Below are 17,805 nucleotides of genomic sequence, written 5' to 3' on the forward strand. Positions count from 1 at the left end.
GCTAGAAAATTTTCTTGAAATAGCTTGATGAAAGAGGTTTTTAAATTAAATATTGAGAGTAGGGCTGCAATTACTTTTAAAAAGATTGCATCGTCCTACTCTCATTTTTATAACTTACTTTTCTTTATAGTATAAAAAAGAGGTTAGGAAAATTCCTAACCTCTTTTTTGAATTTATTATTGTCCTGTAGACATGCCAGCGCCACTTTGTTGCATCATTTGTTGTTGTTGTTGCTGCTGTTGTTGTTGTTTAATTTTTTCAGGATCTAATATTGAGTCTTCGATTGCTTTTTTGATATCTCTATCTTTGTAATCTACTTTATATTCATCCAATAGCTCTTTATATGCATCTGTTAGTAATTTAGGTTCTTTTTGAACTTTAGATTGAATTAATTGTGATTTAAGTTTGCCTTTTTCTTTATCAAAATCATCTTGTTTATCTGCTTTAATGATGTGATAACCATAATCAGTTTTGACTACGTCAGAGATGCTACCTTCTTTAAGCTTGAAGAGTGCTTTTTCAAATTTATCTTCCATTTGACCTTTGATAACGTAACCTAAGCTACCATCTTTTTTAGCTGAAGATTTATCCATTGATTCTTTTTTAGCAATTTCGCCAAATTTATCTGGATCTTTTTCAACTTGTTTTTGGATTTTTTCTGCTTTAGCTTTAGCATCTTTATCTGATAAACCTTCTTTATCATCTTTGTTTTCTTTAACTTTAATTAAGATGTGAGAGCCTTTTTTAGTATCTTCTTTAATCTCTTTATCTGAGATATCTACTTTGTCATTAAGCAATTCTTTTTGATAAGCTTGTAATTTTTTCTGCTCTTTGTAATCGCCTAGAGACATTTTTTGTTGTTTTAACATGCTTTCAAATTGGTCTTTACCACCATATTGTTTTTGCTCTTTTTCAACTTCCTTATCAATATCTTTAGTGTTAACTTCATCTTTATATTTATCAGCCAGTAGTTTGTTTAATAAAATAGAGAAAGAACTGTTAGCAATTTGTTCATCGCCAATTTTATTCATAACATCTTCTACTTTAACGTCACCAGCTTTGGAAGAAATGATTGTATCTTCTTTTGAGTCTGTTGCACTGTTACCACACGCACCTAATAATAAAGCACTTGCTGTAACAGGAAGTATAACTTTTTTCAATGTTTTCATGGTTGGAACTCCTTTTGTAAGAATAACAACGTAAATATAACATATTATTGTTTAATCACCAATTAGAAACACAATTTCTAAGACTATAGTATTAGTTTGCTTATAAAAAACAACAAAATCGAATTCTAAAAATAAGATTTTGTTGCTTTATTAAAATAATTTAAATTATAAAAACTTATTGAAAACAGCTTTTGAAACATTAGTATTATTTAAAATTTTAGTTATATATGACGTTCATGTTTTGACTCAACTTTATTTAATATATTAATGCCTGTTTGATGTTCTTCAATGTAAGTGCCTTCGTTTGAAAATATAATAATCTTTAAGTATAGAAAATCCATTACTGAATAGCCCATGTTTAATGCAATAAGAAACATTAGATAATGTCCATACTGCGGGAATAAAGTGCTTAAATAAGCGCAAACTGTAGTGATTATAATAACTGGTGTCATCAAATCAAAACAAAAATAATACTTATTTACAGGCGTGTTCACGTACGTGTTATAAAAAGGAATGTTTTTTTGCTTTAATAACTTATACTTTTTAAATGATTTATAGTACGGAAACAAAAAGAATAAATGAATTGCTTTATGAATAGGGTATAAAACTAATACGAGTAACAAGAAAATTAAAAAATATTTATCTGTTAACTTTGTATTTGAAAAGAAGTATAAAATTTCATAAGCAATGAGAAATGTAATGATTGTTGTGACTAAACTAAGAAAAGCAATCCTAGGTAAACCAAAACGAGCATTAATATCTATTTGCCGTGTACAAAGATACATTATTCGGTCATACTCCTTTATATTATAATTCGCATGCTATATACTTTCGTATTATCTATCTTAATAGAAAAATCGTCAAGATAAATTTGTATCTAGTATTTGCACTTAAATTTAAGTCTTATATTACGGTTTTAGCCTGAATAGCTAATGATTAAAAAAGAACTGCAACTCACACCAATAAAGGGTGAGTTGCAGTTCAGAAATATTGGCAACAGACTTTAAACCAAGCCGCGATTAACTTAATTATCTTTTTCAAACGCTTTAGTAATTTCATCTCCGCGGTTTTGGAGGTTCTCTATATGAGATTGTAGTTTTTCAATGTTAGGGTTTATATCTGATTTAAAATCACCAATCATTGTTTTAACTTCATCACCAATTGAACTACCAAATTCAGTGCCTTCAGACTTTATTTGAGCAATATAGTTAGTGATGTCGTTTATGCTTTGCTTAATTGTATTGATTTCTCTATTAAATTCAGACTCAGCGCCAACGGGTTTCTTCGCGTGTTCAATGTATTCATTAGAATGTTTTTTATCACGATTCATCAACGCTACGCCTAGACCAGTAGCAACTCCGGCACCTAGACCTAATAGTATTTGAGCTGTTTTCATAAAAATTCTCCTCATTTCTAAATAATATCTCAACGGTTAATAATTTTTATATACCCTATATGTTATAAGGTAAGCATTTTTAATCGAAGTGAGCAGCTATCTCTTCTGCGATTTTTGCCTTTTGTTCGTCATCGATACTTTCTGCATGTGTTTCCCATTTATAACCAAAACCATCCACATCGTTTTCGTACCTTGGTAATAAATGGAAATGAAGATGGAAAACAGATTGATCGGCAAATTCGCCATTATTTTGTATAATATTTAATCCGTCAGGGTTAAAAGCTGATTTTATAGCATTTGCTACTTTTGGTAAAGCAACTCCGATATGTGTCATAGTTTCACTATCAGTTTCAAAAATATTTGCAGATGCTTTTTTTGGTATTAATAATGTGTGACCTTTTGTAACTTGTGAAATGTCTAAGAATGCATATACGTGTTCATCTTCATATACTTTATAACTCGGAATTTCACCATCGATAATTTTACTAAAGACTGTTTCTGACATAAAAGCTTCACTCCTTGTAAGATTGTTACTGCCTATTATAGCATTACTATATTATTCACGTCAGTTTTCGCAATAAATTTATACCTAAAGCTTAATTTTTGATACAATATGATTTGTGGAGGTGCCATATGACAGTAAAAGTAGAACATTTAACAGGCGGATATGGTAAACGACCTGTAATTAAAAATATAAATTTTGAACTCAATCAAGGAGAAATTGTTGGCCTTATTGGGCTAAACGGTGCAGGAAAGAGTACGACAATTAAACATATGTTAGGATTACTGACGCCAATGGAAGGTAGTCTAACTATTTCAGATATCAACATTAATCAAGATGTAGAGACTTATAGAAGGAAACTATCGTATATTCCTGAATCTCCAGTTATATATGAAGAACTAACATTACAAGAACACATTTATATGACGGCTATGGCTTACAATATTAGTAGGGAAGAAGCAATGGAACGAGCGCACCCGTTACTCAAGACTTTTAGATTAGAAGATGAGTTACATATCTTCCCAAGTCATTTCTCTAAAGGAATGAAACAAAAAGTAATGATAATCTGTGCTTTTATAGTAGATCCTGAACTATACATTATTGATGAACCATTCTTAGGTTTAGACCCTTTAGGAATTCAATCAATGTTAGATTTAATGGTTGAGAAAAAGAATGAAAATCGAACAGTTTTAATGAGTACACACATTTTAGCAACTGCAGAAAGGTATTGCGATCGATTTTTAATCATGGATGAAGGTGAAATTGTAGCTTTCGGTAATTTAGAAGAACTTCGTGAGCAGACAGGCTTAGAAGGTAAAACACTAGATGAGATTTACATCCATGTAACACAAGGTGGCAATAATTCATGACACAGAATGCTAAGCAATTATTTTTTAGTAGAAAAAAGGAAATCAGTAAAGAAAAGCAATATTATAATAAATTTATTTTCAATGGCCATTTTTCTGTATTTCTTGTTATTTTATTAGGTGCATTTATATTAGGATATGGTGATTGGTTAAAGTCTATACCACAGCATATTAATTATGCTTTGATTACAAGTGTTATTGTGGCAATTACCTCTATGTTTCCATTAAGGACTTTACTGAAAGATGCAGACAGGTTATTTTTATTGCCTTTCGAAAAAAATATGGAAACATACATGACACAATCGCTTGTTTATAGTTATTTTTCGCGAATAGGACTTCAACTTTTAATTTTAATCGTGCTATTTCCATTGTTTTTCGTAATAAATAACCGATCATTTGGATTTTATATACTGTTTGCTGTGTTAATGCTAGTTATGCCTTATTTAGGATTATTAGTGAAATGGCAATGGTACAAGTATAAATTAGAAAGTTGGTCTCTCCATCTTGTATTGTTTATCGTTTACGCTTCGGGGTACTATGTTGCGTTAGATGCAAAGCATTTATCTAGTTTAACCTCTATATTCGTATTAATTGGATTAGCCATTTTGCTTAAACACCAAAATAAAAATCAATTATTTCCTTGGGAAAGAATGATTAAGTCAGAACAACAACATCATATGAATTATTATAAATTTGTGAATATGTTTACCGACGTTAAACACTTAAAGGAAACGGCAGTACGTAGAAGTTATCTTGATCCATTGTTAATCACTCCGAAAAACAAGAAATTTAATGAAAACTATATGTATCTTTATTTATTTATTAGAAGTTTTGCAAGAGGTAAAGATGCGTTTAACATAATATTAAGATTAGTTGTATTAGCGATGATTTTAATGTTTTGGTTAGATCAACCATTGGTTACTCTAATTATAGGTAGTCTTTTTATGTATATAATTTTATTACAAATGGCTCAGTTTTATACACAGCAAGCTTATGGCTTGTGGCCACAAGTTTGGCCGAGCCCAGATACTAAAGTAATAAAAGGCTATGAACAATTTCTATATAGACTCATGTTTATTGTTGGTGTATTGTTTGTAATCGTTTATGCAATCACATTACCGATGTATAGCTATTATGGTTTGTTATTCTTTTTAGTAGGGTGGTTAACCATCAGAAACGTTGTCAAAAAACTCAAATATCAAGAATCATTACTAAAAGATTAAAAAAGTGGTCGTTACTCTATACATCATTAAATGAAATGAGCAACGACCACTTTATTTTGATATGATCTTTACGAAAAAATTAATTATCGTCAATTGGGAACAGATATCTTTCGAAATAACTTGAATGTTGACCACTAGAGCCAAAGAATTGACTAAGTGCAAGTTTATCAAAATTATCTTTGAAAACAGATGAAGCTTTAAAATCTTCATAAGCTGTTCTACTTTCAAAACCAAAGTAAATCTTATAAGTTAAACCATGGTCTGGTTTTAAGAAGCGGTAGCATCTATAACCTGCAAATTGTTTGAAATCAGTAGTTAAATTTTCTAATCTTTTTTCTAGTTGATAAGCATGATCTTCTGATGTTGGCACAAAGATTACAGAATAAAAATAGTTTTCGTTTAAATCTCCTTCAGACTCAAGGATATTATAAATTAAAGGCTGTTTTAATACTGATTTTTCATCTGTTTCTTCCAAAATCACTGAAGAATCTGATGCAGAAAATTGTAATAAGTTATGGTCAGGATTATTCAATCTGATTTGATTTAAATAACCAAACGTCCCATAAGATGCAAAAATTTTCATAAAGATTTTCCCCCTTGCTTTGTTTATGGAAGTATAGTTAACTACTATACCTTACTATAAGATATATCTAGTTTTTCAAATAGATATAAAATAAGCTTTGATAACATTATAATTGATTTCTATCATAAAACAATAGTCAAATGATTAAATCGGGAAAAGCTAACAGTTTGTCTTTTTTATGACATTTAAGCACAATGAAATACGAGTGATAATGCAGTATGGTATTATAGATAAGAATGATTACAATGTAGGAGGATTAAAAGGTGCATAATAAAAATAATACAATCCTAAATATGATTAATGGTGAAGCTGTGTCACATACGCCAGTATGGTTTATGCGACAAGCAGGGAGGTCACAACCTGAATATAGAAAATTAAAAGAAAAGTATTCGTTATTTGAAATTACGCACCAACCAGAATTGTGTGCATATGTAACACATTTACCTGTAGATAATTATGATACAGATGCAGCTGTACTTTATAAAGATATTATGACGCCATTACAACCGATTGGTGTAGACGTTGAAATAAAGTCAGGAATTGGTCCGGTTATTCATAATCCGATAAAAAATATCCAAGATGTTGAGAAACTAGGTGTTATAGATCCAAAACGAGACGTGCCCTATGTTTTAGATACAATAAAATTATTAACTGAAGAAAAATTAAATGTACCTTTAATAGGCTTTACTGGTGCACCATTCACTTTAGCGAGTTATATGATTGAAGGTGGACCTTCAAAAAATTATAATTTTACAAAGGCAATGATGTATAGGGACGAAGCAACATGGTTCGCATTAATGGATCATCTTGTTGATATGTCTATCACTTATACTGCCGCTCAAGTAGAAGCGGGTGCCCAAATCATTCAAGTATTTGATTCTTGGGTGGGCGCGTTAAATGTTCAAGATTATCGTTATTATATAAAACCAGCTATGAATAAGTTGATCAGTGGTATAAAAGCAAAATATAATGTGCCAGTTATTTTATTTGGAGTTGGCGCGAGTCATTTAGCTGATGAATGGAATTCTTTACCAATCGATGTTTTAGGGTTGGATTGGCGTTTATCTATTAAAGAGGCCAATGCGATGAATATTAATAAAACGTTACAGGGTAATTTAGATCCATCTCTGTTATTAGCACCTTGGGATGTTATAGAAGAAAGATTAAAAGTGATTTTAGATCAAGGTATGGAGCATGGGAAACATATTTTTAATTTAGGTCATGGTGTTTTTCCAGAGGTGAAACCTGAAACTTTAAAACGAGTGACTACGTTTGTACATGAATACACACAAAGATAGTACGACATAAACTTTGGCTACCAAGATTCACAAATAATTATGTCATATAAATCTAAAATTTATTATACAAGAGGATGATTTTAAAATGACAAAAACGATAGGTCTATTAGTAATGGCTTATGGTACACCATATAAAGAAAGTGACATTGAACCATATTACACTGATATTAGACGTGGTAAAAAGCCATCTGATGCAGAATTACAAGATTTAAAAGATAGATACCAATTTATAGGAGGACTATCTCCTTTAGCAGGTACGACAAATAGACAAGCTGAAGCTTTACTAGACGCGCTCAATGAAGCATATGATGATGTGCAATTTAAACTTTATATAGGATTGAAACACATCTCTCCATATATAGAAGATGCAGTACAATCAATGCATGAAGATGGTATAGATGAGGCAGTTACCGTTGTGTTAGCGCCACACTACTCAAGTTTTTCAGTGGGATCTTATAATACACGTGCTCAAAAAGAAGCAGATAAATTCGGTATACAATTTAAACATGTAGCGCATTATTATCAACAGCCTAAATTTATACAATACTGGACTGAAAAAATTAATGAAACACTAACAAAAATTCCACGCGAAGAGCATGATGAAACTGTATTAGTAGTATCGGCTCATAGCTTACCTAAAGGACTGATTGAGAAAAATAATGATCCTTATCCGAATGAATTACATCATACTGCACAATTATTAGAGGAGCAATCTGATATCATTCATGTGGCAGAAGGATGGCAATCGGAAGGTAACACGGGTACGCCGTGGTTAGGGCCAGATGTTCAAGATTTGACGAGATCTTTGTATGAAACACACGGATATAAGCATTTCATATATACACCTGTAGGATTTGTTTGTGAACATTTAGAAGTATTGTTTGATAACGATTATGAATGTAAAGTGGTTTGTGATGAACTAGGAGTAAATTATTACCGACCTTCAATGCCTAATACGGATCCATTGTTTATCGGTGCAATCGTTGATGAAGTTAAAAATGTTTATTAAAGGAAGCGTGAATTAATTTGGGTAAAAGTATCGCAATAATTGGTGCTGGTATTACAGGATTATCTAGTGCTTATTTTATAAAAAAATTACGTCCCGATGTAGATGTAACTATATACGAATCTTCTAATAGAACTGGTGGAAAAATCCAAACATATAGGAAAGATGGTTATACTATTGAGTTAGGCCCAGAATCTTATTTAGGTCGCAAACAAATTATGACTGATATTGCTCAAGAGATTGGTTTAGAAAATGACTTGATTACTAATCAAACTGGACAGTCTTATATCTATGCAAAGAATAAATTGTTTCCAATACCTGGTGGGTCTATACTAGGCGTGCCAACAGATATAAAACCCTTTTTAAAGACAAAGTTAATCTCTCCTAAAGGAAAATTGCGTGCTGGATTAGATTTATTTAGAAAGCCGACAGAAATGGATGAAGACATTTCAGTAGGCGCATTTTTCCGAGAACGTTTGGGTGATGAGGTACTAGAAAATCTAATTGAGCCTTTAATGGGTGGTATTTATGGTACAAATATTGATGATTTAAGTTTAATGAGTACTTTTCCAGAGTTTAAGCATAGAGAAGAACAATTTGGTAGCTTGATTAAAGGCATGAGATATGAAAAAATACAGCGCCAAAAGCAGCGTCAATTATACCCAGGTGCGCCCAAGGGACAATTTAAACAGTTTAAACATGGACTTAGTTCATTTATAGAATATTTGACTGAATACGTTGTCAATCAAGGCGTTGAAATTAAATATCAAACGCCAATTAAAGATATCATAACTTCACAAAATAATTATGAAGTTATCAGTGGAGAAAATAAAGTTACTCACGACAGTGTGTTAGTGACTACACCACATCAAACATTTATGCAATGGTTTGGTAATGATCCTGCCTTTGATTATTTTGATTCTATGGATTGTACCACAGTAGCCACTGTTGTATTAGCCTTTGACGAAAAAAATATTGAAAACACATACGATGGTACTGGATTTGTTATTGCCCGTACAAGTGAAACCGACATAACAGCTTGTACATGGACAAGTAAGAAATGGCCATTTACGACACCTGCAGGCAAAGTACTTCTACGTGCCTATGTAGGTAAACCTAATGACACAGTTGTAGATAATCATACAGATGAAGAATTAGTTAATATTGTTAAAAAAGATTTGAGCCAAATGATGACTTTCAAAGGGTCTCCAGACTTTAGCATTGTGAATAGGCTACCTAAAAGTATGCCACAATACCATGTTGGTCATATAAATAAAATTAGATCAATACAAACACATATTAAACAAAACTATCCAAAACTACGTATCACAGGTGCGTCTTTTGAAGCGGTAGGTTTACCTGATTGTATTCAACAAGGTAAAAATGCTGTAGAAGAGTTATTAGCAGAATTATAATAATTTAATAAACACAATTAACCATATCATCTATATAGATGATATGGTTTTTTAATTAAGACTATTAGATTCTTTATAATAGAGAAGAATCTATGAGATAATGAAACAGTTGTAAAGTTAATATGATATATAGCAAATGTGATTCAAATAAAGTGGGGGATATTTATGACTGATATCGTAATAGTACATTCAAAATATGGAGATGCATCAAATCATTGGTATGATTGGCTCGCAAATAACCTTACATTAGAAGGTTATGATGTAACATTATTTAATTTACCTTATGAAAAAGATAGCAAAATTGAAAAATGGGTAAGTGAAATGAAGAAACAAATTCAAATTAATAAATATGAAACTTATTTTGTTACACATGGCTTTGGTACTTTAGCATCATTAAAATTTATTGAAGAAGTGGATGTAGATTATATAGAAGGTTTTTTCAGTATTTCAGGATTTATGGAAGATGCTCAAGTGCCGAATGAATTAGCTCACACAGAAAGCTTTCAAGTCGATTATGAACAAGTTAAAGGTAAAGTAGAATCTTTTTATGGTTTGTGCGCTAAAGATGATAAATGTATATCATATGAAGAAACTAAAAGGTTAATGGATACATTAGGTGGCAAATGTAAGGTGACTGAATATGGGGGACATTTTATGGAAGATGATGGATTTACAACATTTACAAGATTGCAAAGTAAAATGCAAGGTATTATGAGTCAATAAATAACAATTTTAAATAGAGTTATCTAGGTTGAAGGTCTTTATCTATTGAACTATTGTTACACTTTTTGATTGAGAAAATATCTAAAAACTGTAAATAAATGGGTGAAGGCACTAATTATTTGTATAAAAAGGAAACTAAAATTAAAATAATATTATTATAAACCATTTTTACACAAATTAGTTTTTGAAATCCATTGACTAAACCGTAAAATCTTTATATACTAAGTTAGTCTTATTTGATAGGTGATGTGCGAACAGCCACTATCACACTTAGTTTTAAATTTGATTAAGCCAATGTAAATTAATTTTAAAAAAACGTTGACATTAAGTTAACATTTATGGTATATTTAATTGGTAGTCGTCATTAATAATATTAACGCGGGATGGAGCAGTTCGGTAGCTCGTCGGGCTCATAACCCGAAGGTCGGTGGTTCAAATCCGCCTCCCGCAATTTTTAAAAGGTCCCGTAGTGTAGCGGTTAACACGCCTGCCTGTCACGCAGGAGATCGTGGGTTCGAATCCCATCGGGACCGCCATTTTTAATTATGGTTCAGTAGCTCAGTTGGTAGAGCAATGGATTGAAGCTCCATGTGTCGGCAGTTCGATTCTGTCCTGAACCATTCTTTCTATTTTTACTTTGGCGGTTGTGGCGAAGTGGTTAACGCATCGGATTGTGGTTCCGACACTCGTGGGTTCGATTCCCATCATCCGCCCCATAATCGTTGAAATGCGGGTGTAGTTTAATGGCAAAACCTCAGCCTTCCAAGCTGATGTTGTGGGTTCGATTCCCATCACCCGCTCCATTAAAATTATTCCACAGTAGCTCAGTGGTAGAGCTATCGGCTGTTAACCGATCGGTCGTAGGTTCGAGTCCTACCTGTGGAGCCATGGCCCCGTGGTCAAGCGGTTAAGACACCGCCCTTTCACGGCGGTAACACGGGTTCGAGTCCCGTCGGGGTCATACAAACAGAAGTGAATTATCGCTTCTGTTTTTTTATATGGAGAGTTGTCCGAGTTGGTCGAAGGAGCACGCCTGGAAAGTGTGTAGGCGCCACAAGCGTCTCGAGGGTTCGAATCCCTCACTCTCCGTTAATTACATAATTAAAGATTTCTTAAAACATCGAAAGCCTTGATATTATAGGTTTCGATGTTTTTGTTTTACATAGACTTTTATAAAACATGTCATCCGCATGTCAAAATGGCGTAAAAAAATAATAAAACCATGTCAAAATTAAGGTTTCGTTGACATAAAATCTCTGTATCACATGTGGCGCAAGGCTTCTAGCCTCTTTGTTTCTTCTTGTTTTTGACTTTCTTCTAATAAATGACTATATGTCGATAGGGTAGTTGTTATATCTGCATGCCCTAATCTTTTTGAAATATAATATATTGATATGCCTTCGTGAATTAACATTGAACAGTGTGTATGACGTATGGAATGCAATGTATAATTACCTATTCTATTATTTAAGCAGAAACGTTGTAGCACTTTAGAAACTGCATTATGTGTAATTAACGATGCACCAGTTCTGAATATATCTCCATCTAAATTAATAGGGAAGTGGTTTAATACTTGTCTAACATGTTTTATATCTTCTCGTGATATTTTAATCACACGATCTGATGTAACATTTTTAGTACCTCTAATGTGAACAGTTTCGTTTTCTATATCGAAATCTTTGTATCTCATTTTCTGAATTTCGCTAAATCTAGCACCAGTTACAATAGCTAAATATATAAAAAGGTAGGATAGCTGGTTTTGACTTTGTGCATATTCTTTTAACTTATAAAAGTATTCTAGTTGCATAAACTTATCTTCCTCTGGTTGTTCTTTCACTGCACCTTTAATATTAACTTTGTAATATGACTCTAATATGTACTTTGTGCGTCCTAACTTTAAAGCAGCAGAAAAAATTACATGGAATTGGTCAGGACGTTTTACAGCTAACACAACGATTAAAGTAAGACGCAGTGCTGGATTAAAAGGTGAAGTTGTGGATAGTGGTTCATGGATTTATGCGAATGAATGGGTCGACTTTGTAAGCATAACTAAAAAGGATGGTTATTGGTGGATTAAATTTAAATATCCAACAAATCCAAGCGCTGGGTATTTCTACTTAGCTGTATGTAAGATTACTGATAAAGATGAAAAAATAAAGAACGAAAAATATTTGGGTAGTATTAATTGGAGTTAGGTATATTAATAATTAAAAAAAGTATTGCGATTTTATATTTTGCAATATAAAATTATATTCATGGAGTTCCTCCAGAACTTCATTCCTTTTGAACCACTCTGCGGAGTGGTTATTAAATAATGATTAATTATCAAAAATTAGGGAAGTAGTTCAAATAGTTATACTCCAATTTACCTATTTCCGTTAAATTATATGCACACCCCGTAAAGGTGTGTTTTTTATTTATAATAATATAAAGAGAGTTTAGTTCTTTACAAAGCTAGATTATACTTTAAAAATACAACAATCCTCTTTAATATGTAAATATTATATAGGTTGAAAATTATAGAATATTCTGATAACATGTATTTTATCCACTACAATTATTAGCAATTTTAAATATCATATCTCTCTGACAGGCACTTATGTGTCTGTCTTTTTATTTATGTGGTACAATCTATTTGTAAGTTGCCCCCTAGCAGCTTATACCTTGAATATATTTTTTCACAGCCATCCTTTTGGATGGTTTTTTTAAATTTATAATGATATAATTTCATTAGTTTCTCAGACATAGAAACTTCCTTTGATAGTTTAGGTAATAGTTTAGACAGCCGTTAAATCGGTTGTTTTTTTATTTTATAATAGATTATGCGTGATTATATTATAAAAGTATATACTCATGTGTTTGTTTTTTGATAGTTTACTTTTTAAAATATTATATATAGTAATTCAATCTTTTATGTTATAATTAAATCCCTACTACTGTCTCCTAAAAATTAAAAAAGGAGATTTAATATGATAAATATTATTTCAGCAATTGGATCACTAGGAACTTTTATTATGGCGTTATTTTATTTTGTATCGGTATCAGTTCAACTTTACCAAATGAAAATTAGTTTTATCCCAGCACTTGGTTTTAATCAAATCCTTTTAGAAAAAGAGGATAATAAAAATTTAAATTTAAGAAATACGACTTCAAATTCTGAAGAAAACGAAGATTATTTAAAGTTATATAACCTTGGTGGAGGAGCTGCTAAAAATATAACTGTCGAAGTTATATTAGGTAAAGATAATGTAATTCAGAAGAAATATATAAATATGTTACCTAGCAAAGAAAGCTATATGTTACCTATTAATAAAACTGTATTCGATGAATTGGACGATACTATTCAAAATAATGGTTACGAATCAGATATGAATATTAGGCTAACATATTATCACAATGTGAGTAGAAAGAAACAAGAAGTATTATTAAAAGGTCATATTGATAGTTTTAATACTTATGAAAATAAAGATATATATGAATTACAATTTATATAATTTTTTATTAATAATTAGTTTTCAATGAGAAAATTGGGGTATTTAATTATTAAGCGGCGTGGAACGCTTAACAAAGCGTAATAAATTAGCCTATCTGATTAGATAGGCTTTTTTTTATTTATTTAAAAACTCATTGAGTATTGGGTTATTACTTTCTTTTTCAACAACCACTGATAGATCTTCGGTTACATCTTCTTTTATATTTATTACTTTTTCTTCGATTAAACTTTCAACTCGATTAGCTACTTCTTTTGTATTCCAACCTATTTTTTCAATTTCTTTTTTGTAATCCATATGTATTCTCCTCGATTGTCTGAATTTATGTAACGATTAATTATAATTGATTTGAGGAAAAATAGATATTAAATTGATTTATAAGAACAAGAGTTCTTTTAAATTCACGCAAGACCAAAATAAAATTCATAGACCGTCCTTAAGTGACCACCAATTAAATGATTTAAATGATAAGTTAATATTCAAAATGTACAATGATCCTAAAATTGAATTACGTTATTTTATCGATGGATATTTTAAAACTAAAGAGGGTTGCATTCATAAAGTAGATGTTCACACACAAACACTACATTTATATGAAGAAACTGGTTTAAGTAAGGTTAATTTGTTAGATATTGTGGAGATAAAATAAATAAAAAACTTTAAGAAAAGGATTGTTATATGCCAACTGGCATGTTATAATATTATTATAAGGAGGTGAGGGAGTGAGGATAAAAATAAAAGCACCCAAAAGCTTTAAATTCTCGATAAAAGTCAATTTGGTCGTTGTACAATTCGAGATAGCTTTTGAGTACTAAACAGATGAGGGGTTCGCCCCTCTTCAATATAAATATAACATAATCCTCATTCTAAATAAATGAAACTATCTATTGATATTAGAAAAACAACAAAGAAAGAAAAAATTGAAGGTTTAATTGCTTGGTCGTTGTTCTTAATAACAATTATTGTATTAATTAAGTGGGTGTTTTAAATGAAGAAAGAAATACAAAAATTATTGGATTCTGATATTTCATCTTATAAAATAGGCAAAGAAACTGGTGTGAGCAATTCTATAATACAAAGATTAAGAAAAGGTGAAAGAACAATCGGCAACCTAACATTAGATACTGCAGAAAAACTATACGAATACGCAAAAGCCCATCTTAACTAATAGGTGGGCTTTATTTTTTATAAAGTTTTCATTTCAAAACATAATTTATTTTAAAAAATTGTTTGTCGAAAAATCGTAACAAATATATAATATTTTTATTCCCGTTTTGTGTTATTATATAAAAAAATAAATAGAGGTGATTAGAAATGAAAAATTATAAAAAAGTTATAATAGTTTCTTTGGTAGCAAGTGGATTAGCTTTCACTCCTTTAGTTAACACACAGACAAACGCATCTTCCGACAATCAAAGTTCATTTAGAATAGGTGAAGATAGAGAATATCAAGAAATTAATGGCCCACATTTGATTTATAATATCACTGGAATTGATAAGAATGGTAAAGAGATACTTAGTCCTAGTTTTATTGAATTTCATATAAAACCTGGTCAAGTTTTAAATAAAAAAGATTTAACTAGATATGCAGAATGGACTTTGGATAATGCTGTATATAATAAATATAGAGTAGTTGATTTTGCGCCAGGTTCAAAAGTTCAAGTATCATTTTTTGATAAAAATCAAAAACAAAATGTAACTAAATATTTTCCAATTACGGATAAAGGCTTTGTTGTTCCTGATCTATCTGAGCATACAAGTAATCCAGGATTTAGTTTAGTTGCAAACGTCGTTATTGAAGAAAAGAATCCTAAGTAATATAAAGCCCACCTAAATGAATAGGTGGGTTGTTTTACGCCAACACTACGCCAACGAATCGGCTTAAATACTGGTGTTATGAGGATTATCGAATCCCTCACTCTCCGTTAATTACATAATTTGAGCTTTCTTGAGACACCGTAATCCTTGATATAATAGGGTTTCGGTGTTTTTTTGCTTTTATGAACTAATGAATAATATAAGAATACACAATACTACACAGAAAAAATAGATTTTTGGACTGAAAGTCAATAAGATGATCAGTTTTTTACTTAATTCAACAGGTTAGTTATTAAGCGTTTACAACTTTAATATGAAGAGCAGATTTTAAAATATGGCTAACCCAAAGAAAATACTAATAACAGGTGCTACTAGAGGAATGGGAAAAGAAATTTCAAAAGTATTAGCGGAGAAAGGCTATCATGTTATCTTAGGTGCAAGAAGTTTACAAGATGGTCAATCTATTGTGAAAGAATTAGAGTCAAAAGGTTTGTCTGTATCTGCAGTTCAACTAGATGTTACTGATATAAATTCTGTGCAGAATGCAGTGCAAGAAATAAACGCTTTAGATATTTTAATTAATAATGCAGGTATAGCTTTAGAAGCTTCTAGCCCCTCTAAACTTGATGTTACTAAAGTGAAAAATGAGTTTGATGTTAATGTTTTTGGTGTCATTAATGTAACTTCAGCAATATTACCACTACTCCAAAAAGAAAAAGAAGCAAAAATCATTAATATATCTAGTATGATGGGATTTCTTAATTCAGCTTTAGATAAAGATTCAATTGTATATGGTGCAAGTGTTGCCGGTTATCAATCTTCAAAAGCTGCTTTAAATATGTATTCTATACAATTATCAAAAGAATTAGAAAAAGAAGGTTATAATATCAGTATAGATTTAGTTGATCCTGGAATGGTAGCCACTGAATTTGGAGGTTTAGATCCAGAAACAGCTAAAAAAATGGGAGCACGTTCAGTTGATGAAGGTATAAAAAGAGTTATTGAGTTAGTGGAACAAGATAAAATAAATAAAAACATAACTTTTACAAACAATGATGGAGTTGTACCTTGGTAATTTAAAACGCTTAAAAATTTAGCACTTACCTCAATTATTTAGGGATAGAAAAACATTACATTAAATCTACCTATACGAATAGTTGGGTTTTTTAATAATTGTATAATCTAAAATATCTATCCAATATTATCTATTGCCTAGTTAACTACATTTTATATTGATAAAATTTTTCTGATTGAATATATAATAATTTACGATAGTTTCGAGCGTTTACTTAAAGATGAAGTTGAACTTACGAAAGACGGATTGGCATTTAAAAATCAAGTTGCGATTTATTATAAAGATAAAGATTGTAATTTTGTTAAGTAGATTTTATTTGCTTTTCAAGACAAGTTAACTCATTAAAATATATTTTAAAACAGAAGTAATCTAATTAAAAAAATAAACAATGAAATAAATATACACTCTATAAGGTTACGGGGATAAACTTAATTTAGATAAGCGATTTTACTTATAAAAACTTAAAAATAAAGGACCTTTAGCTAAATAAATAGGTAAGGGATGTTATATTCCAACAAAATTTCATTCAAAAAAACTTAATTTATGGAATTATAAACTAAGTGAAAGGAGATAAAATATGAAATTATCAAAAATAGAACTTCAAGAAAAAGATTACCCAAAAGCACTAGAAATATGGGAAAAATCTGTAATTGCAACTCATGAGTTTTTGAAAGAAAAAGATCGATTAGAATTAAAGGCTGAAATTCCTACATATTTTAAATTTGTCGAAGCTGATTTGTGGTTTAATGCCTACGAAGTAATTGGTTTCTCAGGTACAAACGAACTAAATTTAGAAATGCTTTTTATAGATCCAAAATATTTTAATAAAGGATATGGTACTAAAATACTACAGTATCTAATTCAAGAAAATAAAGTTCAATATGTTGATGTAAATAAAGATAACTATAATGCTGTAAATTTTTATATCAAAAATGGATTTAAAAAGTATAAAGAATCTCAAAAAGATCAACAAGGAAGACATTATCCGATATTACATCTTAAACTGTAATGATTACTTAATGAAATGCTTTTGAGTAAATCATTTATATAGTTAGTTGAGCCTATTTTTGTGAAGAAACATATAGAAATTTCTTTTTTAAAGCTGATTCATTTGAAGACATTTTTTAATAATACCAATGTCGAAAAATAGACAAAATATAAATAATAATTATATTGTTTCCTCTATTTAAATTTGATAAAATTTTTAAAATTATGTCATTTTGACGTGTAGAGGAGAATT

The 17,805-nt window shown here is 30.5% G+C and carries 20 protein-coding genes and 8 tRNA genes; 21 read left to right on the forward strand and 7 right to left on the reverse strand.

Translation table 11 applies throughout. From position 1 onward, the window contains the following. Positions 1-176: 176 nt before the first annotated feature. The 4 genes from prsA to BTM19_RS00200 form a co-directional block, all read right to left on the reverse strand. Entirely contained in the window at positions 177-1,169 is a 993-nt protein-coding gene (gene prsA, locus BTM19_RS00185; protein ID WP_029376901.1) for a peptidylprolyl isomerase PrsA, read from the reverse strand. A gap of 221 nt (positions 1,170-1,390) precedes the next feature. After that, entirely contained in the window at positions 1,391-1,954 is a 564-nt protein-coding gene (locus BTM19_RS00190) for a DUF3267 domain-containing protein (protein WP_029376902.1), read from the reverse strand. Positions 1,955-2,193: 239 nt separating this feature from the next. Further along, positions 2,194-2,565: a YtxH domain-containing protein gene (locus tag BTM19_RS00195; RefSeq protein WP_038678770.1), complete on the reverse strand. Its 372-nt coding sequence runs from the start codon at positions 2,563-2,565 to the stop codon at positions 2,194-2,196. Between the two features lie 79 nt (positions 2,566-2,644). Then, positions 2,645-3,070, reverse strand: a complete 426-nt coding sequence (locus BTM19_RS00200; protein ID WP_029376904.1) for an HIT family protein — start codon at positions 3,068-3,070, stop codon at positions 2,645-2,647. 128 nt (positions 3,071-3,198) lie between these two features. Here BTM19_RS00200 and ecsA point away from each other — a divergent pair, with 128 nt between their 5' ends. After that, positions 3,199-3,936 carry an ABC transporter ATP-binding protein EcsA gene (gene ecsA / locus BTM19_RS00205; protein ID WP_099265699.1) on the forward strand — a complete coding sequence of 246 codons (738 nt, stop codon included), beginning with the start codon at positions 3,199-3,201 and terminating at the stop codon, positions 3,934-3,936. Continuing rightward, positions 3,933-5,156 carry an ABC transporter permease EcsB gene (gene ecsB, locus BTM19_RS00210; RefSeq protein ID WP_029376906.1) on the forward strand — a complete coding sequence of 408 codons (1,224 nt, stop codon included), beginning with the start codon at positions 3,933-3,935 and terminating at the stop codon, positions 5,154-5,156. The genes ecsA and ecsB overlap by 4 nt, the downstream gene beginning before the upstream one ends. 79 nt (positions 5,157-5,235) lie before the next feature. Here ecsB and BTM19_RS00215 read toward each other — a convergent pair whose 3' ends face one another. Beyond that, a complete protein-coding gene (locus BTM19_RS00215) occupies positions 5,236-5,739 on the reverse strand; it encodes a hypothetical protein (protein WP_029376907.1) in 504 nt (167 codons plus the stop codon). A gap of 263 nt (positions 5,740-6,002) precedes the next feature. Here BTM19_RS00215 and hemE point away from each other — a divergent pair, with 263 nt between their 5' ends. The 12 genes from hemE (at position 6,003) to BTM19_RS00275 (ending at position 11,270) form a co-directional block, all read left to right on the forward strand. Then, on the forward strand, positions 6,003-7,037 hold the full coding sequence (gene hemE / locus BTM19_RS00220) for a uroporphyrinogen decarboxylase (RefSeq protein WP_029376908.1): 1,035 nt from the start codon (positions 6,003-6,005) through the stop codon (positions 7,035-7,037). A gap of 85 nt (positions 7,038-7,122) precedes the next feature. Further along, on the forward strand, positions 7,123-8,046 hold the full coding sequence (hemH, locus tag BTM19_RS00225; protein WP_029376909.1) for a ferrochelatase: 924 nt from the start codon (positions 7,123-7,125) through the stop codon (positions 8,044-8,046). A gap of 17 nt (positions 8,047-8,063) precedes the next feature. Continuing rightward, complete coding sequence (gene hemY / locus BTM19_RS00230; RefSeq protein ID WP_029376910.1) at positions 8,064-9,458, forward strand: protoporphyrinogen oxidase; 1,395 nt, start codon at positions 8,064-8,066, stop codon at positions 9,456-9,458. Positions 9,459-9,623: 165 nt separating this feature from the next. Further along, positions 9,624-10,181, forward strand: coding sequence for an alpha/beta hydrolase (locus BTM19_RS00235; RefSeq protein ID WP_029376911.1), 558 nt, complete (start codon positions 9,624-9,626; stop codon positions 10,179-10,181). A gap of 377 nt (positions 10,182-10,558) precedes the next feature. Further along, positions 10,559-10,632, forward strand: a tRNA-Met gene (locus BTM19_RS00240). 9 nt (positions 10,633-10,641) lie between these two features. Continuing rightward, positions 10,642-10,717 (forward strand) — tRNA-Asp (locus tag BTM19_RS00245). Between the two features lie 11 nt (positions 10,718-10,728). Continuing rightward, a tRNA-Phe gene (locus BTM19_RS00250) sits at positions 10,729-10,801 on the forward strand. Between the two features lie 20 nt (positions 10,802-10,821). After that, a tRNA-His gene (locus tag BTM19_RS00255) sits at positions 10,822-10,897 on the forward strand. 13 nt (positions 10,898-10,910) lie between these two features. Then, positions 10,911-10,984: transfer RNA gene (locus BTM19_RS00260), tRNA-Gly, on the forward strand. A gap of 10 nt (positions 10,985-10,994) precedes the next feature. After that, positions 10,995-11,069, forward strand: a tRNA-Asn gene (locus BTM19_RS00265). A 1-nt stretch (position 11,070) separates the two neighbouring features. Next, positions 11,071-11,142 (forward strand) — tRNA-Glu (locus BTM19_RS00270). A 39-nt stretch (positions 11,143-11,181) separates the two neighbouring features. Next, a tRNA-Ser gene (locus tag BTM19_RS00275) sits at positions 11,182-11,270 on the forward strand. A gap of 172 nt (positions 11,271-11,442) precedes the next feature. On the opposite strand, the gene BTM19_RS00280 is transcribed toward BTM19_RS00275, so the two are convergent. Beyond that, positions 11,443-11,988 (reverse strand): site-specific integrase, encoded by a 546-nt coding sequence (locus BTM19_RS00280; RefSeq protein ID WP_069796897.1) that lies wholly within the window; start codon positions 11,986-11,988, stop codon positions 11,443-11,445. Positions 11,989-12,055: 67 nt separating this feature from the next. Here BTM19_RS00280 and BTM19_RS00285 point away from each other — a divergent pair, with 67 nt between their 5' ends. Together BTM19_RS00285 and BTM19_RS00290 are read left to right on the forward strand one after the other, a co-directional pair. Then, on the forward strand, positions 12,056-12,376 hold the full coding sequence (locus BTM19_RS00285) for a hypothetical protein (protein WP_051664340.1): 321 nt from the start codon (positions 12,056-12,058) through the stop codon (positions 12,374-12,376). Between the two features lie 774 nt (positions 12,377-13,150). Further along, positions 13,151-13,675 carry a hypothetical protein gene (locus BTM19_RS00290; RefSeq protein ID WP_038678767.1) on the forward strand — a complete coding sequence of 175 codons (525 nt, stop codon included), beginning with the start codon at positions 13,151-13,153 and terminating at the stop codon, positions 13,673-13,675. A 114-nt stretch (positions 13,676-13,789) separates the two neighbouring features. Here BTM19_RS00290 and BTM19_RS00295 read toward each other — a convergent pair whose 3' ends face one another. Continuing rightward, complete coding sequence (locus BTM19_RS00295) at positions 13,790-13,969, reverse strand: hypothetical protein (RefSeq protein ID WP_038678765.1); 180 nt, start codon at positions 13,967-13,969, stop codon at positions 13,790-13,792. Between the two features lie 73 nt (positions 13,970-14,042). Here BTM19_RS00295 and BTM19_RS00300 point away from each other — a divergent pair, with 73 nt between their 5' ends. From BTM19_RS00300 to BTM19_RS00320, 5 genes are all read left to right on the forward strand, one after another. Beyond that, positions 14,043-14,321: a YolD-like family protein gene (locus BTM19_RS00300; RefSeq protein WP_069796899.1), complete on the forward strand. Its 279-nt coding sequence runs from the start codon at positions 14,043-14,045 to the stop codon at positions 14,319-14,321. A gap of 339 nt (positions 14,322-14,660) precedes the next feature. Next, on the forward strand, positions 14,661-14,840 hold the full coding sequence (locus BTM19_RS00305; protein ID WP_038678761.1) for an XRE family transcriptional regulator: 180 nt from the start codon (positions 14,661-14,663) through the stop codon (positions 14,838-14,840). A gap of 146 nt (positions 14,841-14,986) precedes the next feature. After that, a complete protein-coding gene (locus BTM19_RS00310) occupies positions 14,987-15,490 on the forward strand; it encodes a staphylokinase domain-containing protein (RefSeq protein WP_069796901.1) in 504 nt (167 codons plus the stop codon). 334 nt (positions 15,491-15,824) lie between these two features. Next, entirely contained in the window at positions 15,825-16,565 is a 741-nt protein-coding gene (locus BTM19_RS00315) for an SDR family NAD(P)-dependent oxidoreductase (protein WP_029376970.1), read from the forward strand. A gap of 577 nt (positions 16,566-17,142) precedes the next feature. Next, a complete protein-coding gene (locus BTM19_RS00320; protein WP_029376971.1) occupies positions 17,143-17,574 on the forward strand; it encodes a GNAT family N-acetyltransferase in 432 nt (143 codons plus the stop codon). Positions 17,575-17,805 lie beyond the last annotated feature (231 nt).

Origin of the sequence: Staphylococcus xylosus, assembly GCF_002732165.1 — a bacterium.
Taxonomy (GTDB): Bacteria; Bacillota; Bacilli; order Staphylococcales; family Staphylococcaceae; genus Staphylococcus; species Staphylococcus xylosus.